Source organism: Streptomyces sp. TAA204 (assembly GCF_000424965.1).
On sequence record NZ_AUKW01000010.1, the window covers coordinates 333,642 to 341,263 of the forward strand.

Sequence of the window (7,622 nt, forward strand, 5' to 3'; positions counted from 1 at the left end):
GTCAGTCCTGCGACAGGTGGGGGGTCTCTAGTGCCGCCTGCACCAGGTCGTCCACGGCCATGGAATCGATCGAGCTGCTGCCGTCGTGCGGTGCGGACGTGTCCGCGTCGGCGGTGCCGTCGCGGCCCGCGAGCTGGAGCAGCGGTTCCAGCACGCCGATCTCCCGCAGCCGCGCGAGCGGCACGGCCGCCAGCAGCTCCCGGATCTCGGCCTCCTCGGGCTCCGCCCCGGCGCCGGCGGCGTCGTCCGGGAAGAGCTGTTCGAGGATGTGGCCGGCCAGGGCTGCGGGCGTCGGATGGTCGTAGACCAGCGTGGAGGCCAGGCTCAGTCCGGTGGCGGCGCTGAGCTGGTTGCGCAGTTCGACGACGGCCAGGGAGTCGAACCCGAGGTCGCGGAAGGGCCTCTCGGCCCGTACCGCCTCCACGTCCGGCTGCCCGAGCACTCCTGCGGCGCACGCGCGCACCATGTCCAGCACGGCCTCGGCGCGGCGGCCCTGCGGCAGCCGCAGCAGCTTCTCCCGTGGCGCGCCGTCGGCGGAGGCCGCGTCCGGCGCGGTCCCGGCGGCCGTTCCGGGCAGGTCGCTCATGAGGGCGCCGGGGCCGGAGCCGCTCGCGGCGCGTGCTCCGTCCACGGCGGCGACCACTGCGGTCGGCTCGCTCTCCGCGGCCAGTTGGCGCATCGCCGTGCACGCCAGCGCGGGGTCCATCGCGGCGACTCCGGCGCGCCGTGCGCTGTGGTCCGCCCGGGCGTCGTCGGCCATGCCCCCTCCGCCCCAGGGGCCCCAGGCGATGGAGGTGGCGGCCAGTCCGCGGGAGCGGCGGTCCTCCGCGAGGGCGTCCAGGACGGCGTTGGCGGCCGCGTAGTTGGCCTGGCCGGGGTTTCCCACCGCCGAGGAGGCGGAGGAGAAGAGGACGAACGCCGACAGGTCGCGCTCCCGGGTCAGTTCGTCCAGGACGAACGCGGAGTCGACCTTCGTGCGGAAGACCTCCTCGAACCGGTCGGGGGTGAGCCGGTCCAGGACGCCGTCGTCGAGGACTCCGGCCGCGTGGACGACCGCGGTGAGCGGATGCTCCTCGGGGACGGCCGCCAGGACCGACCGCAGGGCGTCGCGGTCGGCGACGTCGCAGGCGGCGACGGTGACGCCGACACCGGCGCTGAGCAGTTCGTTGCGCAGTTCGTCAGCGCCGGGTGCCTCCATGCCGCGCCGGCTGGCCAGCACCAGGTGCCCGGCGCCTTCGTGGGCGAGGGTGCGCGCGACGTGCCCGCCGAGCGCTCCGGTGCCACCGGTGATCAGCACCGTGCCGTGGGGCTTCCAGACGCGTTCCGCGTCCGCCGCGGCAGCCGGCAGCAGACGGCGTCCGCACGCTCCGCTCACACGCACCGCGACCTGGTCCTCGCCGTCCTCTCCCGCCAGGACGGAGGCGAACCGGCTCGCGGTCTGTTCGTCCAGTGTGCCGGGCAGGTCCACCAGTCCGCCCCAGCGCTCGGGGTACTCCAGCGAGGCGACCCGGCCGAGCCCCCAGACGGCTGCCTGTGCCGGTGCCTCCGGCGGGTCGGACCTGCCGACGGAGACGGCTCCGCGGGTGACGCACCACAGCGGCCCGGCGATTCCCGCGTCGCCGAGGGCCTGGACCAGGCCGGCGGTGAGCACCGCCGCCCGCACCGCGGCTGCCCCGCCGGCGCCCGCGCCTTCCGCGGGAGGATGCGGCGCTGCCAGCAGTGACACCACTCCAGCGAAGTCCGCGGATGCCGCGTCGGCGGCGCCGCGCAGGACGTCCGCCAGCGCGGCCCGGTCGGGTCCGGGAGCCTCGACCCGCACGACGTCGGCGCCGTGCGTCCCGAGCGCGTCGAGCGCCGCGGTGACCCAGCCGTCGTCCGGGGCGCCGGGAGGCACGACCGCCAGCCACGTGCCGGAGAGGGTGCCGGAGAGGCGTCCGAGCGGTTTCCAGGTGATGCGGTGGCGCCAACTGTCCACGACAGCCTGGTTCTCCTGCTGTGTGCGCCACTCCAGCAGCGCCGGGAGGACCGTGGAGAGCGAGTCGCTGTCGACCTGCAGCACGGACTCCAGGGAGGAGAAGTCCTGCCTGGTCACCGCGGACCAGAAGGCGCCGTCGCTGCCGCCGGGCCGGGAGGGCGCGGCGGGGTTCGGGGAGTGCTCGGGCCAGAACCGCTGATGCTGGAAGGCGTATGTCGGCAGGTCCACGCGGCGCGCGCCGGTCCCCTCGAAGAACTCCCGCCATCCCACGCCGACCCCGGCCGTGTGCAGCCGGGCGAGTGCGGCGACGAGGGTGGCCTCCTCACCGCGGTCCCTGCGCAGCACGGGAACCGCCAGTGCGCCCGGCGCGGACTCCGGCACCATGGCCGACAGCGAGGCGTCGGGGCCCAGTTCGACGAAGGCGGTCACGCCCCGCTCGGCGAGTTCGTGCACCCCGTCGGCGAACCGGACGGTGTCCCGTACGTGGCGGACCCAGTAGTCGGGCGAGGTGACCTCACCGGTGGTGATGACGGGGATGCGCGGTTCGGAGAAGGTCAGGCCCCGTACGGCGGTGCGGAAGTCCTCCAGCATCGGGTCCATGTGCGCGGAGTGGAAGGCGTGCGAGACCCGCAGACGCTTGAACTCCCAGTGTCCCGCGATCTCTTCGACGGCCTTCTCGTCACCGGCGATGACGACGGAGTCCGGACCGTTGACGGCGGCGACGGACACTCCGTCGACGAGCCGTGCGCGCACCTCCTCCTCGCCGGCGCGGACGGCTGCCATGGCTCCCGATGCGGGCAGCTTCTGCATCAGGCCCGCCCGGGCGGAGACCAGTGTGCACGCGTCGGGCAGCGTGAGAACTCCCGCCACGTGGGCGGCGGTTATCTCTCCGATGGAGTGCCCGGCCACGAAGTCGGGCCGTACGCCCCAGGACTCCAGGAGCCGGAACAGCGCCACCTCGAGGGCGAACAGGGCGACCTGCGCGTGACCGGTGCGGTTGAGCGCGTCCGGGTCCTCGCCCCACATCACCTCGCGCAGGCCCGGGTCCAGACCGTCCAGCACGGCGTCCAGCGCCTCCGCGAAGACGGGGAAGCCTTCGTAGAGCTCCCGCCCCATGCCCAGCCGCTGACTGCCCTGACCGGAGAAGAGGAAGGCGGTCCTGCCGGAGGGGGCGCTCTCGCCACGTACGGCGTGCGGCGAGGCGAGGCCGGCGGCGAGCGCGGCGAGGCCGTCGAGAAGTTCGCCGTGGTCGGCGGCGAGTACGGCCGCACGCTGGTCGAAGGCCGCGCGTGTGGTGGCGGTGGAGAACGCCAGATCGGTGAGGCCCGGCCGGCTCTTCCCTTCTCCCGTCCCGTGCAGCGCGGCCAGCAGCCGCTGCGACTGGTCCCGCAGGGCGGCGGGTGTGCGGGCGGAGAGAAGTACGGGCAGTACCGCGGGCGTGCGCGAGGACGTCGGCTCCGGTGCCTGGGCCGGCTCGGCCTCCTCGATGATGAGGTGGGCGTTGGTGCCGCTGGCGCCGAAGGAGGAGATGCCGGTACGGCGCGGACGTCCGGCCTGCGGCCAGGGTGTGCGTTCCGCCAGCAGTTCGACCGCGCCGGAGGACCAGTCCACGTGCGTCGAGGGCTCCGTGACGTGGAGGGTCCTGGGCAGCTCCCCGTGACGCATGGCCATGACCATCTTGATCACGCCGGCGACGCCCGAAGCGGCCTGCGTGTGCCCGATGTTGGACTTCACGGTGCCCAGCAGCAGCGGCCTCTCGCGCTCCTGCCCGTAGGTGGCCAGCAGGGCCTGCGCCTCGATCGGGTCGCCCAGGGTCGTGCCGGTGCCGTGCGCCTCGACGGCGTCCACCTCGGACGGAGCGATCCCGGCGTTGGCGAGGGCCTGGCGGATGACCTTCTGCTGGGCGGGGCCGCTGGGTGCCGTCAGACCGTTGGAACCGCCGTCGGAGTTGATGGCGGATCCGCGGACGACGGCGAGCACGTCGTGGCCGTTGCGCCGCGCGTCGGAGAGCCGCTCGACGACGAGCATGCCCGCGCCCTCGGCCCAGCCGGTGCCGTCCGCCTCGTCGGAGAACGCCTTGCACCGTCCGTCGGGCGACAGCGCGCCCTGGGCGCTGAACTCCACGAAGCCCACCGGGGTGGCCATCACGGTCACGCCTCCGGCCAGAGCCATGTCGCATTCGCCCGAGCGCAGCGCCTGTGCGGCCAGGTGCAGGGCCACCAGGGAGGACGAACAGGCCGTGTCCACCGACACCGTGGGCCCCTCGAGGCCGAAGGTGTAGGCGAGCCGCCCGGAGAGCAGGCTGGCCGACTGCGCGGTCTGCCATTCCTGGCCGACGAGTTCGGCGGGCGCCCGGTACTCTCCGCTGCCGCCGCCGATGAAGACGCCGGTCCCGGTGCCGCGCAGGGCGGCCGGGGTGATTCCGGTCCGCTCCAGGGCCTCCCACGCCGCCTCCAGCATGATGCGCTGCTGCGGGTCCATCACCAGTGCCTCACGCGGCGAGATGGAGAAGAGGTCCGGGTCGAACTCGGCGGCGTCGTGCAGGAATCCGCCGTACCGCGTCGTGCTCTGGCCGTCGAAGAGCGCGTCGAGGTCCCAGCCGCGGTCGGTGGGCATCTCGCTGACGGCGTCGGTCTCCGCGGTCAGCAGCCGCCACAGGTCCTCCGGGGAGCGGACACCGCCGGGGTAGCGGCAGCTCATGCCGACGATGGCGATGGGCTCGTCGGCCGTGCCGGCGGCGTTCACGGCCGTGGGAACGGCCGTACCGGGCTGCTTGCCGAGTAGCGTGTCACCGAGGTGTGCTGCCAGTTCCTGCGGTGTCGGGTGGTCGAAGACCAGGGTCGCGGGCAGGCTGAGACCCGTCTCGGCGACGAGCTGGTTGCGCAGGTCCATCCCGGCCAGCGAGTCGAACCCGAGGTCGCGGAAGGGCACGTCGGCCTCGACGGCGTCGGCGCTGCCGTGGCCCAGGACGCGCGCGGCCTTGTCCTGCACCAGGGCGCGCAGTTCACGGCCGCGTTCGCTCCCGGGCAGGGCCAGCAGCCGGGTGCGCAGTTCCTCCGCGGCCGGTGAGGCGCCGCCGTCGCCGCCGGCGGCCTCGATCGCGGCGCGGGCCTCGGGCAGCGCGGAGAAGAGGGCCCCGCTACGGGACTCGGTGAACGCCGGCGCGAAGGTCTCCCACCGTACGTCGGCGACGGTCACGGCCCCGGCAGCGCCGGTCCCGGCCCGGCCGAGCGCGGCGAGGGCGGACTCGGTGTCCATGACCGGCAGACCGCTCAGCCGCAGATGTGCCGCCATGCCGGCGTCGGTGGTCTCCGCCCACGGGCCCCAGGCGATCGACAGGGCCGGGGCGCCGCGGTCCCGTCGGGCACGGGCGAGCGCGTCCAGGCAGGCGGCGGAAGCCGCCCGGGCGCCCTGTCCCCGCAGGCCCCAGGTCCCGGCGACCGAGCCGAGCATGACGAACGCGTCCAGGGGACGGTCCCCGAGAAGTGCGTCCAGGTTGGTCACACCGGCCAGGGACGCCTTCAAGGCGCTGCGGGGGTCTGCGTCGGCCTCTCCCGCGGCGTCGTCGGCACCGGTCTTCCCGTCCGCCGCGGCCGGGCCGTCGGTGTCCTCCTCGCCGGCATGGACGACGGCGGTCAGCGGCGGTTCGTCCCCGATGCCGTCGAGCACGGCGGCCAGTTCGTCGCGGTCGGCGACGTCGCAGGCAGTGATGGTGACGGTGGCGCCGAGGGCGGTCAGTTCCTTCTTCAGGGCGTGCGCACCGGGCGCGCCGTCACCGTCCCGGCCGGTGAGCACGAGGTGTCCGGCGCCCTGCCGGGCGAGCCAGGCGGCGACGCGGCCGCCCGTGGGCCCGGTGCCACCGACGACGAGCACCGTTCCGGACGGTGTCCAGGTGCTGCCGTCGGCTGTGGCGCGGACCAGGCGCCGGGCGAAGGTGCCGGAGGGCCGTACTGCGATCTCGTCCTCGCCGTCCCCGCGCACGGGTACGGAGGCGAACCGCCCGGACGTTCCCTGGCCGAGGTCCGCGGGAAGGTCGATCAGTCCGCCCCAGCGCTCCGGGTGTTCGATCGCCGAGACACGTCCCTGACCCCATACGGCGGCCTGTCCGGTGTGGACGAGGGGTTCGTCACCGACGGCGACGGCACCGCGCGTGACGCACCACAGCGGGGCGGTGATGCCGGACGTGGCGAGGACGGCCAGCAGTTCCGCGGGCCATGCCTGCCGCGGCGGCACATCCTCGGCGCCGGTGGCGAGGAGTGAGACGACACCGGTGAACGCGGCCCGTTCCTCCTCGTCCAACTCCGCCAGAGCGTCGGCGAGTTCGCCGCTCCCTGCCGGGTCGGCCGGTACGCGCAGCGTGTCCGGGCCGAGTGCGTCGGCGGCGGCCGTGGTCCAGTCCCCGGCGGCGGACCCGGACGGGACGATCACCAGGAGGCGGCCTTCCGCCGGCGACGCGACGGGTGCGGCGAGCGGCGTCCAGGTCACCTCGTAGCGCCAGCCGTCGACGGCGGACTCCTGGTGACGCCTGCGGCGCCAGCTGGCCAGTGCGGGGGCTACGGCGCTCGCCGTCTCCTCGTCCAGGTCGAGGACGGAGGCCACCGACTGCGGGTCCTCGTTCTCGACGGCCGCCCAGAACTCGGCGTCGGCGGGGTCGCCGGCCGCGGCACCGGGGGCCGGGGCGGTCTTGGGCCAGTAGCGCTCGCGCTGGAAGGCGTAGGTCGGCAGCTGGGTACGGCGGGCGCCGGTGCCGGCGAAGTAGGCCTCCCAGTCCACGGCCGTGCCCGGAGCGTGCAGCAGTCCCAGCGCGGTGGCCAGGACCGCCTCCTCACCCCGGCCCTCGCGCAGCACCGGTACGGTCAGCGCGTTCTCCGGCAGGACTGCGGCTGCGAGGGCCGACAGGACGGCGTCGGGGCCGAGTTCGACGACGGCGTTGACTCCGGCGTCGTGCAGGGTGCGGACGGAGTCGTGGAAGCGGACGGTCTCACGCACGTGCCGCACCCAGTACTCCGGCGAGGTCACATCCCCCCACGCCGCGACCGGAATCCGCGGCGCGGAGAAGGACAACCCCTCCACCACGGCACGGAAATCGTCCAGCATCGGATCCATCAACGGCGAATGAAACGCATGCGAAACCGACAACCGCCGCGTCCGCCGCCCCTCACCCTCAAAACGCTCCGCGACCTCCAGCACACCGGCCTCGTCCCCGGCCACCACCACCGACGACGGACCGTTCACCGCCGCAAGAGAAACCTCAGCGGTCAGAAGCGGCCGGACCTCTTCCTCCGTCGCCTCGACCGCGACCATCGCACCACCCGAAGGCAACGCATCCATCAACCGCGCACGCGCCGACACCAGAGCACAGGCGTCCTCCAACGACAACACACCCGCCACATGCGCAGCAGCAATCTCACCCACCGAATGCCCCGCCACATGATCCGGACTCACACCCAGCCACTCCACCAACCGGAACAGCGCCACCTCCAACGCGAACAACGCAGGCTGCGCCCACCCCGTCCGGTCCAGAACCCCCGCGTCGCCACCCCACACCACATCCCGCAGCGGCCGCTCCAACTCCACATCCACATACGCCGCCACCGCATCGAACGCCTCCGCGAACACCGGAAAACGCCCGTACAACTCCCGCCCC

1 protein-coding gene is annotated in these 7,622 nt (G+C 74.0%); it reads right to left on the minus strand.

Annotation, left to right across the window (positions count from 1 at the left end):
- Window position 1: 1 nt before the first annotated feature.
- A partial coding sequence (locus H343_RS31225) for a type I polyketide synthase (protein WP_037904170.1) occupies window positions 2-7,622 on the minus strand: 7,621 nt, incomplete at its 5' end.